Source organism: Nocardia sp. NPDC004711 (genome assembly GCF_053601595.1).
Map to the genome: position 1 here is coordinate 13615 of NZ_JBSGCB010000065.1, position 12325 is coordinate 25939.

Genomic DNA, 12325 nt, shown 5'->3' on the forward strand with positions numbered 1-12325 from the left:
CGTCTACGTGCCTTCGTCCAGGAGGGCGCAACGCCGAGTTGTCGATTTGCCCTACACGCAGGCCGGTTCGCCGACCCAGGTTGTCAGAGCATCGATCAGACCGGCCGTGCTCGACTCATCGGTCGCCCACGCGACATAACCGTCGGGGCGAATGAGTACGGCGGCCGGGGCCGGGACGGTTCCGACTGCGGGGACGGCCCACTGCGCGGTGTGGGTTTCGGCGGTGACGATCTCGAGCCGGTTCTGCCACCGCGCCACGTCGGGGACGGCATTCCCGTTGAGCACGAACAGGACCGGGCGAGCCTGCTGAAGCAACCGGTGGAGCCGGGTTTCGCCGTCCGCGGTGGTGAGGCCGGCGTCGGGTACGCGGCGTCCGGCCAGCGGGTGGTCGCTCTTGGTGTCGTAGCGGATGTCCAATGCGGTGATCATGAGGCCGAGCCGCGTGCGGACCGCGTCCATGTCGATCAGATCGCTCACGGTGTCGCGCAGTGCGTCGGTGTGCGCACCCGGGCGCATGAGGGCCGTCTGGGCGCGGGTGTTGTGCAGGACGCGGGCCGCGATGGGGTGGCGCTCGGTCTCATAGGTGTCGAGCAGTTCGTCGGATGCGTTGCCGCGCAACACCGCTGCCAGCTTCCACCCGAGGTTGACCGCGTCCTGGATGCCCAGGTTCTGGCCCTGACCACCGGCCGGGTAGTGGATGTGGGCGGCGTCCCCGGCGAGGAATACCCGCCCGGCGCGGTACTGCTCGGCCTGGCGGGCGGCATCGCCGTAGTGCGTTACCCAGCGCGGGCTGTGCATGCCGAAATCGGTGCCCGCGAGCTCCATGAAGTGCTCGCGGAAGGCTTCGAAGGTCAGCTCGGCGCCACGTTCCAGCACCATGTCGTGCCGCTGGACGATCAACCGGTACCAGCCGGGCTGCAATTGCACCACCGAGAAGTCACCCGGGTCGCTGCGGTGGGCGAAGAAGGGCTGCGCCGGCGGATCCGCCAGCTCGACATCGGCAATCATTCCGGTCACGGTCGCATCCGTCCCGGTGAAGGCGATGCCCGCCAGCTTGCGCACCGCGCTGCGGCCACCGTCGCAACCGACGAGATAGGCCGCGCGAATCCGGCGGGGGTTGGCTCCGCCGATCTCGACCTCGACGCCCGCGCCGTCCTGGCTGAATCCGGTGATCGGCGAACCCCACTGTGTGTCCGCGCCCAATTCCGTAGCGTGCGTGTCGAGTTCGCGTTCGATAATGGACTGGAGGATGGCGAGCATGTAGGGGCGGCGGGTGGGGAAGTCGCTGAAGTCCAGCGACAGTCCCCCGAAGTGCCCGGCCTGCATGATGCGGCCCTGCGGCAGCAGCCGATCAATCAGTCCGCGCTGATCGAGGATCTCCATGCTGCGGGCGTGGATACCACCGGCCCGTGATTCGCCGGTGCGCGCCGGAAGTCCGTCGACCAGGACGACATCGACGCCCGCGAGCCTCAGTTCGGCGGCCAGCATGAGCCCGGTCGGCCCGGATCCGGCGATGACTACCTCGGTGGTTTCCATGACGCTCTCCTTAACAACGTTAAATCGCTTAACGATGTTAAGGAGAGCAGAACGTTGTTAAGCTGTCAAGGAATCGGACGAAAGGGGTGGTCGATGAAGAAGCTCGACGCCGACGTGATCGCCGAGGCTGCGCTCGGATTGCTCGACGAGCTGGGTCTCGACGGCCTGACCATGCGCAAGGTGGCCGCGGCGCTGGATGTGCAAGCGCCCGCGCTGTACTGGCATGTCAAGAACAAGCGCGAATTGCTCGATGTCATGGCGCGTTCCGTGTTCACCTCCGCCGTCACCGATGTCGAAGCACCACGGCAGGGAGAGAGTTGGCAGGACTGGGTGGCTGCGGTGGCCGGGCGGCTGCGGCGGTCGATGCTCCGCTACCGCGACGGGGCGAAGGTCCTAGCGGGCACCTATGTGAGCGACGAATCCATGTGGCGCACGGTCGAATTGACGCTGCGCACCTTGGAAGATGCCGGCTTCGCGCTGCCCGAAGCCGGCCGGGTCTTCCCGATCCTGCTGCACTACACCGTCGGTTTCGTCATCGAGGAACAGTCGCGCACCGGCGCGGAGTACGTCGACGGCAACCCCTACGAGCTCGAACATATCGGCCAGGGGATCGACTCCGACCGCTATCCGCGCACGGCGCGCATGGTGGCCGACACCTTCACCGCGGATCCGGACGCGGAGTTCGACCACGGGGTGCGCGTCATTCTCGCCGGAATCCTCGCCACCACACGAGCGGGGTGATTCGACCAGCTCGGCCGACCAGCACTACCTTTCACAGTTCATCGCCGCCGCCGGGCGGCGGGGTCGGTCTGGGCTCGCCACTGGATCAGCGCCTCCGCGGACGGCCGCGCGCACTTACCGAGAGACCGCACCGAGGTGTGCCCGCTCACTCCGGCCGGGCGGCGAGCTGGGAGACGAAGACCCGTTTCAGCAGGGCATACAGGTGGTCCTGATCTTCGGCGCTGAGGCTGTTCAGGCCCTCTTGAGTGGTGTGCATCTTCGCTCGGATGGCGTCGGTGACCTGCTCGCCCTCGACCGTGATGACGAGGTTCGTGACGCGCCGGTCGGATGCGCTGGCCTCGCGGCGCACGAGCCCGCGCTTCTCCAGCCGGTCGATGATCCCTGTCACGTTCGAGGCGTCGCAGACCATGATGTGAGCCAAGGCGCGCATCGCAATCGGGCCTCGGCGCAGCACGGTCAGCGCCTTGCCCTGAATCGCGGTGAGGTTCTCGCTCGCCGCCGCGAGCGTGAAGTCTCCGTAGTAGGCGCCGAGCGACACCGAGAGCAGCTCCATGAGCTGAGCGGTGTCGACGCGGGGAGCTGCTGCCATATGAACCAGCCTATCCACAGAAACTTGACTACCTCAAATATTTACCACTAGCGTTTGCCATATTGCTTGAAGTTCTCAACCATCTAGGTTGACAAGTAACCACGAGGAGTGCCCAGTGACCGTCACCGCGTCCGACGCCGTTCGCACGGCTCAGGTTCTGTCACGACCCGTCACGCTGAACGGACTGACCGTTCCGAACCGCATCGTGATGGCGCCGATGACGCGCATGTTCTCCCCCGGCGGCGTTCCCGGGGAGGACGTGCGCGCCTACTACGCCCGCCGCGCTGCAGCCGGCGTGGGGCTGATCGTCACCGAGGGGACCTACGTCGGCCACGATTCGGCCGGGCAGAGCGATCGGGTGCCTCGATTCCACGGTGAAGAGCAGCTGGCGGGATGGGCGAAGGTGGCGGCGGATGTGCACGCCGCAGGCGGCAGGATCGTGCCGCAGCTGTGGCACATCGGCATGGTCCGCAAGCATGGCGAGGAGCCCTACGCCGATGCCCCCGCCGTCGGCCCCTCCGGCATTCGCGTCGACGGCACCGAGGGCACCGGCAAGGCGATGACCCAGGGTGACCTGGACGACGTCATCGGCGCCTTCGCGGATGCCGCTGCGGCCGCCGAGCGCATCGGCTTCGACGGCGTCGAAGTGCACGGCGCCCACGGCTATCTCCTCGATCAGTTCCTGTGGGAACGGACGAACCGCCGAACCGATTCCTACGGTGGCGATTCCGTGGCCCGGACGAAGTTCGCGGCCGAGATCGTGGCGGCGATCCGGGCGGTCGTCTCACCCGGGTTCCCGGTGATCTTCCGCTACTCGCAGTGGAAGCAGGAGGCCTACGACGCGCGGCTCGTCGAGACCCCGCAGGAGTTGGAAGCGATCCTGGCCCCGCTCGCCGCGGCCGGCGTCGATGCCTTCCACGCCTCCACCCGCCGCTACTGGCGCCCGGAATTCGAGGGCTCGGACCTGAACCTGGCCGGCTGGACCAAGAAGCTCACCGGCAAGCCCACCATCACCGTCGGTTCGGTCGGCCTCGACGGCGACTTCCTGCGTGCGTTCACCGGCGAGGGCGCCGAACTCGGCAGCCTCGACAACCTCCTCGACCGGGTGGAGCGTGACGAATTCGATCTGGTCGCTGTCGGCCGAGCCCTGCTCCAGGACCCGGAGTGGGCGTCCAAGGTCCTGGCGGGGCGGATCGACGAACTGAAGCCGTACGACGCGGCCGCACTGAAGACACTGAGCTAGCCGTCGGCGGTAGCGACGCGTCACGAGCTGGTGGGCGACTCCGTGTCGTCGGCTGGTGCATCCGCCACGGATGCGTCACTTCGGCGGTGATCCACGTCGCCCTCTCCGCCCAGTCCTGAATCCTGTACTCGACGGCTGGAGCTGTGCCAGCCGAAGTTGTTGTCGGGAAGCAACTTACGGGCATTGTGGAGCGCGTGAACGCACTCGACTCGGCAGTAGCGTGCGCTCTGCCGACGTCGAAGACTCAGGGCCCGTTGATTTTCAATGGGGATGTCGATCGTGCGGGGTTCGACGTGACCATCGAATCGGTCACGGCAGGAGTGGCCCTGTTCCAATATCCGATCGGCCGGCTGGTCAGGGAAGGTGCGGGTTTTCACCCTGGGGTGGGTGTTGCGCGATCCGTTCACAGACGAGGATTGACCCTGTTCACGTCGTGAGCGATACCGGCCCCCAGGGAAGTGATGCAGATGCCTCTTGCTGTTCAGTTTCTGTCTTCTCGTCCCGGGACCCCCGGCAGGCGAATGCGCTTGCGTACCCGGCGCCGCGTCCTGCTCTCGATGGCCCTTACCGGCGGACTCATGCTGCTCGGCCCCAGCGTCTTGGGGATGTCGGGGTCGCTGGCGCTAGCGGCACCACCGGTGACATCCGTGTCGTCGTTCGATGCCGCCTCGCAAAGCTACTGGCATCCGCCGATACTTCGGTGCCCTCACTTCGACTGCTAACTCAGTTCCCCACCGGGCGGCGGGCTCTCCAGGACACGGAGGGGCGGAGGCTCCTGCCAGATCTATCCGGGGTGTTCCAGCCCCGGACCAGGGCGGACTGGCTGCGGCGCCCGGGCAGCCCACCTGTGACATGAACGAGCGGCTGGCGAAGCCGGACACGGTGGCCCCAGGGAGCAACCGAAGCCCAAGGATCCATGGCCAGAGCCACAGCCCCTGCCTCAGCCGGGGCTGTGCTGGTGCTGGTGCTGGTGAGGATCGCAAACGGAAAGCAACCACCGCCCGGACTTACCGAGTTCGCACGTCGCATCGGCATCGAAGACCAGTTGACTTCGTCAGTCGGCATGACGCGAGTTATCGACGAATCGACGTGCGGTCGACGCTGCTCAGCCGACGCGGCGGAGACATCGGCGCCTACAGCGGGTTCTTTTTGAACCAATCGATCAAACCCTGATCGGTCTTGGGACGGTTCGAGGGGGAATCGGGACCGACGGCTTTGACTCGAATGGCGATGTCGCTGCTCTGATCCAACGCAACGAGCGTCGGCACAGGATCGGTGGTGCAGGTGAACCGACCGACGGTAGCGCCATTTCGAATCGACGGTTGCTCGGGAACCGTTGCACCGGCGCACGCGCGCCCGCCGGACTTCCTCATGACACCATCGAAAAACTGGGTCGCGATCGGATGGTCGGGAAATTGGAAAAAGGTTGCTGTCGGCGCACCAGATTCGTTGCCCAAGCATACGACGACGGCGGTCGCATCGCTCTCGGGTGACTCGTGTCGACAGTATCGTGGGTTGTAGGTTTTGGGCAGTTTGGTGAGCAGATCGCGGTCGGCCTGAGTGGTGTAATCCGGGTCCTTCGGTTTGGTCCGGAATTGCGAATTCCCCTCTCCCGTGTCGCTCAGTGTCCAGAACAAGCCTGCGCTACCGCCCACCGACTCGGTGAAGTAGAAAACCGCCATGCTCATGGCCGCGTCGTCGGTTTGGATCACCCCCGACGTCGGTGGTGTCGTAGTGGCATCCATGAAGCAGGCCGTCCGCCCGACCTCCCTGCCGTCTCTCGTCGCGGGGCCGTCCGGGCCGGCTGGATAGCCCGGACAGCTGCTGGTCTGTACCGGTAAGCCGTGATAGGCCTTGCCTAGCGCGTCGGCGCTGGGAAACAGGTGGAACTCCGCTCTGGGCACGCGGATTTCGGGAATCTCGTCGCAGGCGAGACGGGCTTTCTCCCCCAGAATCGCCTCTGGCTTCCAGTGATGACAGATGCTGCGGTTGTACGGGCCTTGCGCGTTCATCAGCAGAGTGATGTCGTCGTCGGTGAACTCGGATTTCGCCGCCCCGGGGGCCGGTGGTGCGGGCTTGTAGAGCAGCGACCAGGCTCCGACGGCCACGACGGCCACGACGGCCACGGCAGCGGCGATCCAGAGGCGGCGTGGCCGGCGCCTGGGCCCAGGGACGGATCTCGCCTCGGGCGTGGAGGTCGCCCGGGATGCGGGATGCGCCGCCATGGTCGGATCGTATTCGAATACGGCAAGGGGACTATCGTCTGCGGCGTCGCCGGTTGACGGTGCAAGTGCGGCGTGAGCGGCGGCGGCCAGTTCGCCGGCGCTGGCGTAGCGTTCATCAGCCGACTTCGCCATGCCGCGCGCGACGACAGCGTCGATCGCGACCGGGATTCCCGGTGCGTAGCTGCTCGTTCGGGGTGGAAGTTCGTACATGTGGGCCCGCATGATGGCGGCGTCGCCCCCATCGGTCGCGTAAGGGCGGGTGCAGGTCAGGCATTCGTGCAACACGCACGCCAGGGCATACACGTCGACAGCCGGGGTGGCCGGGCCGGGTTGGAAACGTTCGGGTGCCATGTAGTTGAACGACCCGATCGCCGATCCGGTCTGGGTCAGGCGTTCGTCGGTGTTCGTGTTGGCCAGGCCGAAGTCGGCCAGGTAGGCGAACCCGTCGTGGGTGAGCAGGATATTGTCCGGCTTGACGTCACGATGGACCAGGCCGTCGTGGTGTGCCGCGTCGAGTCCGGCTGCGATCTGGCAGATCACCGAGACAGCTTGCTCGGGCGGCAGCGGGCCGCGGGTTCTCAGCACGGTGCGGAGGCTTTCGCCGTGCACGAGTCGCATGTCGATGTAGAGCAGCCCGTCGATCTCGCCGTAGTCGTGGATCGGGATGACGTGGGGCTCCTGCAGCAGCGCGGCGATGTGGGATTCGCGCCGGAACCGGGCCCGATAGACCGGGTCGTCGGCCAGCTGTTCGGGCAGCACTTTCACCGCGACTACCCGGCCCTTGGTGGTGTCGAGTGCCTCGAATACCCGGCCCATCCCGCCGGAACCGATCAGCCGCCGCAGGCTATATTTCCCGAACGTCGACCCTGGCATCAGTGGCGGCCGTAGGTTGTTCACGACTGCCTTGCCTGCGTTGTCGGCAACCTGCGCAGGTTGATCAGAATCGAGAATCGGCGCTTGAACATTGTCGACCTGCCAGCTGGACGACGATGCGGCCTCGGCCCCTTCGGCGAAAGTGCGACCCCACTGCCACACGATCTATGCCCCCTCACATTCTAGTCCGACGGTATGGGCCGGCGTGCTACGACTGCTCGGGGATCGACCGGCTCTCGCGCCGACACATCGAGCGAATGCTGATGACTCACTGCTGATGGGGGTGCCGTCTCGTTCCACAGACTCGTCTGGAGGATTGTGGTTCGCTGCATGCTGCGAGCAGCGTGCGGCACGCGGCCGGTACGGCGGCCGGCCCCCCACTGCCCGTGTGTCGGAGTCGAGTGCACGGTGGTTCACCGCCTCCGCGACCAGTTCGCGGCCCACCTCACGGAAAAAGGTGTAGCGCGGTAGGCATCGGCTCGGTCGCGAACATCCGCGACAAAGGTAAACGGCATTCGTGAACTCCTGGAGAGCTGGTTCGTGTATCGGCGCGGCGCGCGATGGGTGAGGTCTGCCGCTTCGTTGGTAACAGCCTTGACAAGAATCTTCGGCGTCGGCGCTCGTCCCGAATAGCCACCATAGGTGGCGATCGTTTTCACCCCTGGGCAATATCTCACGCCCTGGGTGCCGACACAGCACTGCTGGTCGGCCCCGATTCCACCGCGGTTGTACAAAGCCCATGGCCGCGACCGGGCGGTCATGGACCAGTCGGGACCGAGATCGGTCGCGGGCGTCACCGATAAGCCGGCCTGGAAACCGGGTCGATGCCCGGCACGCCGGTCATGCCGACATCCTCGCCGAACAGGTTCAGGCGAACGAGCAATCGGAGCGCGAGCAAACGAATAGCGCACAGGTCTCCTCCCGGCTCCTCGACGACGCCCACTGATCACGGGATCCAAGCGACCCCTGCACGGGATTCGGTCGACTACGCTGCACGCTTCGTGCCGCCGACCGGTCGGGGTGGCGAAGGCCGAGGCGGGTGGCGAGTTTCCCTTTGCTGACCCGCCACCCACGCCGGCAGACGACGGTTATGCCGAGGGGCTGGCGATAAAGCACCACAGGGCGAGAAGGGGGTCGGCGTTGCACAAGCCGCCGGCGACGGGTTCGGTTGTTGCCGGAGCGGGCGATTCGAGCGGGAGGGGGTTGGCTGTGGCGGTGCCGGCGGCGGACAGGGTTGCGGCGCCGATCAGGAGGGCGGCAGAGATTCCGCGGCGTGCGAGCATGTGTAACTCCTCAAAGCATCGGGGGTGGGGCGAGAAGAGGTCGGGTGGTGGCCGGATCAGATTGCTACGCAGGCGGATCCGAGGTTGATGCCGGTGCCGACATCGACGGGCTGCCTGATTTGAGCTGTCGCGTTCGGCTGGATGGCGTAGATGTAGGTGATTTTCGTCGAGGACGGGGTCCAGGTCGCCTTCGCTACGCCGTTGGAAGGCTTCGCCTCGGCGAATCCGCTGGGGCCCTGGCCCTCCTCGAAGAAGTAGACGGTCTGGCTGTTGTCGTCCACCGCGACGGTGACGGTGTACGAGCAGGTCGTTCCGTACGTGTGGGTGCCGAGGGTGAAGGCGGGCGCGATCGCGATGCTGGTGACGGTCGCCGAGGCCGACGGCGCGGTCAGTGCGGTCACGCTTGCGACGACGCCGAGTGCGGCAGCACCCGCAGCGATCCGTTTCGTCTTGGGCGAGTTCAGAATTCGCGTCATGGTGTATCGATCTCCTGTCAGGGTCGAAATCGGTTCGGCCGGACGGTCTGCCGCCGGCCGAGGGTGAGAGCCGCGGTGCCCTTGCCGGCGATCACGCCGTCCGTCGCATTGATGACGTAACAGCGGCGGGTCCGCCGGCCCCGACCAGCGTCGCGATCGCAACCGCCGCCAGGACACCGATCCGCGCCGAGAACTGTTGAACCTTGCGCTTTTTCGGACTCACAGTCCATTCGTCGGATGATCCTCGGACACCGTTAGCAACAGCGGCGGCCCCCAAAACTGGGGGCAGCGTTCGAGCAGCTCTATCGGAGCCATCCGAGTTCGTGGGCGAGTTCCTTGGCGGCGGACCGGATGCGGCGGTGTAAGGGTGACTGCTCGCGTGGAAGCACCGGATAGACCGTCAGGGCGGGTGCGCCGCGTAGGGCGCGCCAGGTGAGGCCGGCTACCTGGGTTGACAGGGCTGCCTCACCGGCGAGCGACAACGTGACTCGGTCGTGCAGGTCTCGCTGGGCGATGTCGAATGAGAGTGCCGGCGTGTGGAATCGAGGTTCTCGGCCGCCGGTGCGTAGCAGCGCCTTCAGTTGGTCGTGGACGGCCGGATTGGCGGCGCGATCGTGGATTCGGACGGGATATGCTGCGGCCGTGTCGATCTCACGCGGCGGGCGCCTCCTGCGCCAATGCCGTACCGGCCGTGGTCAATTCGTCACGACGAGTGCTCCTCAGCAACAGCGCCGTCCCGAGTTCCGCCTCCAACCGGCGTGTGCGGCCGCTGAGCGCCGGCTGGGCGATGCCGATCCGGTCGGCCGCTCGCGTGAAATGCAATTCCTGCGCGAGTACCAGAAAATACCGCAGGCTCACCGCGCCCGGAGCTATGCGTCCCCCTGCCGATTGATAACGATCCGTTCTGACTCTATCCCGAATCGATCTTTCGCTCGACCGTGCGCGTGACCCTAACCTGCACATATGACAATCCAGCTGACCGCGGTGCTGGACATCGCGCCCGCGCACACCGCCGCTTTCGAGTCCGCGATCACCACCCTCGCCAAGGCCGCGACCACCGAACCCGGTGTGCTCGTTTACGGCTTCTGGCGCGATCCGGCCCAGCCTGGCCGTTATCTCATCCGGGAGCGCTACGCCGACCAGGCGGCAGTCGACACCCATATGGCGCTTGCGGACGTCGTGGCCTTCACCGTCCTACTCCCGGAGTGGCTGACCGAGGACTCGCACGTGATCCTCGAAACCACGACCGACCTGACCCGAATCCCGTTGTCCCGCAACCAGGAAGGTGCACTGTGAACGACCGGGATTCGAAAGTCGCCGCCATCGCCGCCTTCTTCGACGCTTACGCCCGCTATGACCTGGACGGCATGCGCGCCGTTCTCACCGAGAACATCGCCTGGACCATTCCCGGCCGTCACGCCCTGTCCGGCACCAAACACGGCATCGACGAGGTCGTCGCCTTCTTCGATCAGCTGTCCAAGGCAGGTATGAAGGCGGAGACCTTCTTCCTGGAGGCCAACGACGAATACGTCGTGGACATCCACCGCGGCTACTCCACCGCCGGCGCGGGCAAAGTGGATACCATCTGGGCGCTGGTGTGGCACTTCAATATCGACGGCAAGGTCGACCGGGTGGTGAACCTCTCTGGTGACCAGCATCAAATGGACAGCTACGTCTGGCAGAACTACACGCTCGCACCACTACCCGAACGGCTCGCACTGGCTGCAAGGCAGTCTGTTCGGGTGCACGATTGAGCGGCTGCTGACGCCGACGCTACCTCTCGATCTCTTGGGACGTGGCCATGGTGGAGTGGATTCCGCGGGCTTCGGCGGCCGATGGTCCACCTCCGGTCCCACCGGTCTCGCCGTGGTCGCTGCAGCCGTCCCCGGTCTGGCTGGGGTCGGTGCAGGTGTTGTCGCCCCCACCGCTCTCCCCGCAGTTTTCGGTGTCGCAGCCGTGGGGCGGGACAGGCGGAGGCGGAACCGGCTCGGCGGCATTACCAATCCAGCCCCAGGTCCGATCGACCTGCACCACGCCGGGCGCTGCACTCGGCGCGGCGAGGGCCGGAACCGCCGCCGTCGCGGGAACTGCCATTGCCACCCCCGCCAGCACGAACGCGGTGAACAGCCGACGTGTGGTACTTCGGTAAGTCTCGTTGGTCATCATCATTGCCTTTCCCGGACTCGGTGAACCGGCTGCTGCGCCTGATCGATTTCGTCACCTCGCACGTCTCGTTCGAGTAACGACTACGCCGTCGTGACCATCCGGGGTGGCGGCGCGGTCGATGGTGTCGCTGTGAAAGCCGCTTCGGCGGGCAAATCCGAGTAGCCCGGTCTGCGCATGTCCGGGGACACCGTCCATGAGATGCCCCCATGTGCGATCGCCCTCAACCGAATTTTACTCAGGTGATCAACAGCGGAAAATGGCCATCTCCGGCACCGAGGCGAGGACCGGGTGCGTGCTCGTCGGCGGATCCAGATGCCATGGGCGGGTTCAGGGTTGGTCGTCCATGAGATCGAGGTCTTGCCACATTTGCTGGATCTGGCCCGAGGCGCGGATCGCGTCGTCGTCGGCGAGTTCGCTGAGAACGGCCTGGATTGCGGCGACCACGCCGGTGAGGGATGGTCCGGCATGGGTGGCCTCGATGGGGGTGAGGATGAGGTGGTCGGCATCCCCGGCGAGGGGCGAGGTGCGAAGGTCGGTGAGAACGCTGACGGTGGCGCCACGGTCGCGGGCGAGCCGGGTCAGGCCGCGCAGGGTTCGGGTCAGACGCCAGATGTTGATGGTGATGAGGCAGTCGCCCTTTTCGAGGCGAGCGACGTCGACGGCCTGCGTGGTGGAGGAGCCGAGGGAAAGCCGGATGTCGTGCCCGGCGATGGCACCGAGGTAGCCGAGGATGTGGGCCGGCCCGGCTCCGCTGCCGGAGCTGATGATGAGTGTGCGGCGGGCCGCCTTGATGGCCCGGGCGGTGGCACGGATGGCGGCGAGATTGTCGGAGGTGGCAAGTGCGACAACGTTGTTCGCGTCCAGCCGCAGCATCTGGGCTGCGGGGTCGGCGGCCGCGGGGCCGAGGGAGATGTCACCGGAGGAGACGGAGGCGAGGTAGAGGGCCCGGAGTTCCTCGCGGAGCTGAGGCCAGCCTTCGAAGCCGAGTTGCTGCGCGGTGCGGACCACGGTGGAGACATTGACGCCGGCTCGTTCGGCGATCTCGCGGGCCGAGGAGTAGCTGGCGAAGTGCGGCGCCCGGACGAGCACCTGCGCAACGCGTTCGGCTTGGGGACCGAGCGTGTCACGTGCGGTTTGCGCTGCCAGCCATGCCTCGATGCTCACGTGTCGTCTCCTCGTGGGGGTAGGTGCCC

General features: G+C 66.2%; 12 protein-coding genes. 5 read left to right on the top strand and 7 right to left on the bottom strand.

Going from position 1 to position 12325, the window contains the following annotated elements; genetic code table 11:
- Window positions 1-51: 51 nt before the first annotated feature.
- Entirely contained in the window at window positions 52-1536 is a 1485-nt protein-coding gene (locus ACWEKS_RS41280; RefSeq protein WP_452345160.1) for an FAD-dependent monooxygenase, read from the bottom strand.
- Between the two features lie 93 nt (window positions 1537-1629).
- Between ACWEKS_RS41280 and ACWEKS_RS41285 the strand changes: the two genes are divergently transcribed.
- On the top strand, window positions 1630-2277 hold the full coding sequence (locus ACWEKS_RS41285; protein WP_452345161.1) for a TetR/AcrR family transcriptional regulator C-terminal domain-containing protein: 648 nt from the start codon (window positions 1630-1632) through the stop codon (window positions 2275-2277).
- Between the two features lie 145 nt (window positions 2278-2422).
- Here ACWEKS_RS41285 and ACWEKS_RS41290 read toward each other — a convergent pair whose 3' ends face one another.
- Complete coding sequence (locus ACWEKS_RS41290) at window positions 2423-2866, bottom strand: MarR family winged helix-turn-helix transcriptional regulator (RefSeq protein ID WP_452345162.1); 444 nt, start codon at window positions 2864-2866, stop codon at window positions 2423-2425.
- Window positions 2867-2981: 115 nt separating this feature from the next.
- Between ACWEKS_RS41290 and ACWEKS_RS41295 the strand changes: the two genes are divergently transcribed.
- Window positions 2982-4109 carry an NADH:flavin oxidoreductase gene (locus tag ACWEKS_RS41295; protein WP_452345163.1) on the top strand — a complete coding sequence of 376 codons (1128 nt, stop codon included), beginning with the start codon at window positions 2982-2984 and terminating at the stop codon, window positions 4107-4109.
- Between the two features lie 194 nt (window positions 4110-4303).
- On the top strand, window positions 4304-4546 hold the full coding sequence (locus ACWEKS_RS41300; RefSeq protein ID WP_452345164.1) for a hypothetical protein: 243 nt from the start codon (window positions 4304-4306) through the stop codon (window positions 4544-4546).
- Between the two features lie 696 nt (window positions 4547-5242).
- Here ACWEKS_RS41300 and ACWEKS_RS41305 read toward each other — a convergent pair.
- The 4 genes from ACWEKS_RS41305 to ACWEKS_RS41320 form a co-directional block, all read right to left on the bottom strand.
- Window positions 5243-7369 carry a serine/threonine-protein kinase gene (locus tag ACWEKS_RS41305; RefSeq protein ID WP_452345165.1) on the bottom strand — a complete coding sequence of 709 codons (2127 nt, stop codon included), beginning with the start codon at window positions 7367-7369 and terminating at the stop codon, window positions 5243-5245.
- A 631-nt stretch (window positions 7370-8000) separates the two neighbouring features.
- The gene (locus ACWEKS_RS41310) at window positions 8001-8150 is read right to left on the bottom strand and encodes a hypothetical protein (RefSeq protein ID WP_452345166.1); all 150 of its coding nucleotides are present in this window, start codon (window positions 8148-8150) and stop codon (window positions 8001-8003) included.
- Window positions 8151-8546: 396 nt separating this feature from the next.
- Window positions 8547-8966 carry a hypothetical protein gene (locus tag ACWEKS_RS41315; RefSeq protein ID WP_452345167.1) on the bottom strand — a complete coding sequence of 140 codons (420 nt, stop codon included), beginning with the start codon at window positions 8964-8966 and terminating at the stop codon, window positions 8547-8549.
- A gap of 651 nt (window positions 8967-9617) precedes the next feature.
- A complete protein-coding gene (locus tag ACWEKS_RS41320; protein ID WP_452345168.1) occupies window positions 9618-9824 on the bottom strand; it encodes a LysR family transcriptional regulator in 207 nt (68 codons plus the stop codon).
- Between the two features lie 105 nt (window positions 9825-9929).
- On the opposite strand from ACWEKS_RS41320, the gene ACWEKS_RS41325 reads away from it, so the two are divergent.
- Both ACWEKS_RS41325 and ACWEKS_RS41330 read left to right on the top strand, forming a co-directional pair.
- Complete coding sequence (locus ACWEKS_RS41325) at window positions 9930-10262, top strand: putative quinol monooxygenase (protein ID WP_452345169.1); 333 nt, start codon at window positions 9930-9932, stop codon at window positions 10260-10262.
- Window positions 10259-10720 (top strand): nuclear transport factor 2 family protein, encoded by a 462-nt coding sequence (locus ACWEKS_RS41330; RefSeq protein WP_452345170.1) that lies wholly within the window; start codon window positions 10259-10261, stop codon window positions 10718-10720. The genes ACWEKS_RS41325 and ACWEKS_RS41330 overlap by 4 nt, the downstream gene beginning before the upstream one ends.
- Before the next feature lie 739 nt (window positions 10721-11459).
- On the opposite strand, the gene ACWEKS_RS41335 is transcribed toward ACWEKS_RS41330, so the two are convergent.
- Window positions 11460-12296, bottom strand: a complete 837-nt coding sequence (locus ACWEKS_RS41335; protein ID WP_452345171.1) for a MurR/RpiR family transcriptional regulator — start codon at window positions 12294-12296, stop codon at window positions 11460-11462.
- Window positions 12297-12325 lie beyond the last annotated feature (29 nt).

What these genes read in the sequence shown, in the direction of transcription:
- ACWEKS_RS41285 (WP_452345161.1), top strand. Translation starts at nt 1,630, where the DNA reads ATGAAGAAGCTCGACGCCGACGTGATCGCCGAGGCTGCGCTCGGATTG.
- ACWEKS_RS41315 (WP_452345167.1), bottom strand. Translation starts at nt 8,966, where the DNA reads ATGACGCGAATTCTGAACTCGCCCAAGACGAAACGGATCGCTGCGGGT.
- ACWEKS_RS41280 (WP_452345160.1), bottom strand. Translation starts at nt 1,536, where the DNA reads ATGGAAACCACCGAGGTAGTCATCGCCGGATCCGGGCCGACCGGGCTC.
- ACWEKS_RS41290 (WP_452345162.1), bottom strand. Translation starts at nt 2,866, where the DNA reads ATGGCAGCAGCTCCCCGCGTCGACACCGCTCAGCTCATGGAGCTGCTC.
- ACWEKS_RS41325 (WP_452345169.1), top strand. Translation starts at nt 9,930, where the DNA reads ATGACAATCCAGCTGACCGCGGTGCTGGACATCGCGCCCGCGCACACC.